This is a genomic window from Mycobacterium sp., from assembly GCF_036488105.1.
In the GTDB taxonomy this organism is placed as follows: Bacteria; Actinomycetota; Actinomycetes; order Mycobacteriales; family Mycobacteriaceae; genus Mycobacterium.
This window is the reverse complement of sequence record NZ_DASXHW010000149.1, coordinates 1-2,754: the sequence shown is the minus strand read 5'-3', so window position 1 is coordinate 2,754 and position 2,754 is coordinate 1. Positions and strand designations below refer to the sequence as shown.

Annotated in this window: 3 protein-coding genes; all 3 read left to right on the top strand. The window is 69.1% G+C overall.

Annotated elements, in window-relative coordinates; all coding sequences use genetic code 11:
- The coding region (locus tag VGH54_RS07780) for an LLM class flavin-dependent oxidoreductase (protein ID WP_331511358.1) at positions 1 to 748 on the top strand (748 nt) is incomplete at its 5' end.
- The gene (locus tag VGH54_RS07775; RefSeq protein WP_331511357.1) at positions 749 to 1,135 is read left to right on the top strand and encodes a DUF2237 domain-containing protein; all 387 of its coding nucleotides are present in this window, start codon (positions 749 to 751) and stop codon (positions 1,133 to 1,135) included.
- 65 nt (positions 1,136 to 1,200) lie between these two features.
- A partial coding sequence (locus VGH54_RS07770; protein WP_331511356.1) for an FAD/NAD(P)-binding protein occupies positions 1,201 to 2,754 on the top strand: 1,554 nt, incomplete at its 3' end.

Here is a 2,754-nt window from a genome sequence, read left to right as displayed (position 1 = left end):
CGCGCTGGCCGCGTGGACCGACCGGGTGCGGCTGGTGACGACGGTGATGGTGCCCCAACTGCACGACCCGGTGATGCTGGCCAAGGCGTTGGCGACCGGGGACATGTTGTCCGGTGGGCGGCTGACCGTGGGTCTTGGCATAGGCGGCCGGGTCGAGGACTATCGAGCGGTCGGCGCGGATCCGGCGATGCAGACGATGCGTGGGATGGCCGAGTCGGTCGCGGTGATGAAGCGGGTGTGGGCCGGCGAGAAGATCACCGAGTCGGTGCTGCCGGTCGGTCCGGCGCCGGTTCAGCCGGGTGGACCGCCGCTGCTGGTCGGGACGATCGGGCCCAGGACGCTGCGCAGCGCCGCTGCGTGGGCCGACGGCCTGGCCGGTACCACGTTGGACCTCGACGTCGCCAAGCAGAACGAGCTGTTCGACGTCGCACGCGATGCCTGGGCCGAAGCCGGCAGGGCCAAGCCGCACCTGGCTACCTCGTTCTGGTTCGCGCTCGGCTCGGTCGACGAGGGCCGCCGCCAGGTGCACCGGCACTTGCGCCGCTACATGAACTGGATACCGGCCGAATACATCGACGCGATGGCGCCCACGACCGGCTTCGCCGGTAGCGAAGACGATCTGGCCGCGGTGTTGCGTAAGTTCGAAGCGGTCGGAGCCGATGAAATCCAGCTCATCCCAACCAGTTCCGACCTCGAGCAACTCCAGCGGGCCGCGGACCTGGTCGAGGCGATGCGGGGCGGGGGATGAATGCCTGAGCGCAACGTATTAGGAGGTCCGCTTGAACCGTGCGGAAGCGAGCCGCTCACCGGCTTCTACCGCGACGGCTGCTGCTCGAGCGGGCCGGAAGATCTTGGCTTGCACACGATTTGCGCGGTGGTAACTGCCGAATTCCTCGAGCACCAGCGGATGATCGGCAACGATCTCTCAACACCGATGCCGCGATTCCGGTTTCCCGGTCTGGTGCCCGGCGACCGATGGTGCGTCACGGCCGGCAACTGGTTGTTGGCCTACCGCGATGGTTTCGCCGCCCCGGTGGTGTTGGCGTCCACCCATGAGCGGACCCTCGAGATCGTGCCGCTGGAAGCACTGCAGGAGCACGCCGTTGACGTCCCCGACGACCTGGGCGATTTGTGAGGGATCACCAGTAACTTTCACGTGAACGCGCATCATCAGCATCCCGCGAGATATAGCCTTCCGCCATGATGCGCGTCGCGATTGTCGGCGGTGGAGCGGCGGGTGTGCTCGCCGCGGTGCATCTGCGCCGAGCCGCGCCAAACACACAGATCACGTTGATCGACGCCTCCGGGCGACCCGGCACCGGCGCGGCGTACGGCACCGACGACCCGACGCATCTGCTGAACGTGCCCGCGCCGCGGATGTCGGTCTGGCCGGACGATCCCGATCACTTCAGCCGCTGGCTCGACGAGCGAGCCGTCACGCCGGCCGAAAGCTTCGCACCGCGGCTTGCCTACGGCCGATACCTGCGAGACCAACTTGCGGCGGCCGACGTGCGAATGCAGGCCGCCGAGGTCGTGGAGTTGACGCCGGGCGCTCCGGTGCGGTTGGCGCTCCACGATGGACGTAATTTGTCGGCCGACGCCGTGGTGCTCGCGTCGGGGCGGCCCCAAAACGGCATGCCCGACTCGTTGGAACGTGCCTTCGCCCCGGTGCTGGCCGAAGGCGCCGACGGCAGGGTGGTGTTGGATCCATGGGCGCCCGGCGCGTTGGCGGCCCTTAGTGCGCGACGGCCGGCCAGCGTCCTGGTGATCGGTTCGGGGCTCACCGGCGTTGATGTCGCGCTGCATCTCACCGCGCGGGGCGCGGCGGTCACGCTACTGTCGCGGCACGGCGCACTCCCGCGCCGATTCCGCGCCACCGGTGCACCGACGGAGTTGCCCAACCTCGACGCGCTGGCCGAGGACGTCTCGCTCGAGCAATTGCGCGCCGCGCTCGCCGCCGACCTCGCGCACGCTCGCGACGGCGGTGAGGACTGGCGACAGGTGATCGATGCGGTGCGCCCGCGCACCGCCCGGCTGTGGCAGTCGTTGGGGTGGGAGGATCAGCGCCGGTTCCTGCGTGAGGATCTGCGGCAGTGGGAGGTGCTTCGGCACCGGATGCCGCCCACCATCGCCGACGCTATCCAGACGGCGATCGACGGCGGCAAGTTGGTCATCGAGGCGGGCGAGGTCGCCGATGTGTCGTTGCGCCGCAAGGGCGTCGAGTTAGTGGTGACAACCAGCGACCGATCCGTGCGCCGGCGTGGTGACGCGGTCGTGGTCGCTGCCGGCGCGGCCTGGGACCGGCGATCGCTGCAGAGTTCGGCACTCTGGGCCAACCTGTTGGCCGCCGACGTCGCGTCGCTGCACCCCTGTGGGGTTGGCGTGCGGCTCACCGAAGACGGCTATCTCATCGACGGGTCGGGGGACGCGGTCCCCAACATCGTCTGCATCGGCTCGATCCGTCAGGGCGAGGAGTGGGAAACCACTGCGATTCCCGAAATCCGTACGCAGGCGGCGGCTATCGCGAAGGTGCTCGCCGAAGGCACTCGTGACCATCCGAGGCGCGCGCCCCGTCCCGTCACGGCCGCGCCGACGTTGACCGGTGCCGCTGCGTCGTATGCCGAAGGTGTGCGTCGCCTGCTCTCGGTCCAGGACCGGGCCTCAACCGCCTTTGCTGCCGCGGTCGCAGAAGACCCACACCATGCGCGGGCGCACGTCGCGTTGGCGATGATCGCCACCGAACGTCCGGACCGG

What these genes read in the sequence shown, in the direction of transcription:
- VGH54_RS07775 (WP_331511357.1), top strand. Translation starts at nt 749, where the DNA reads ATGCCTGAGCGCAACGTATTAGGAGGTCCGCTTGAACCGTGCGGAAGC.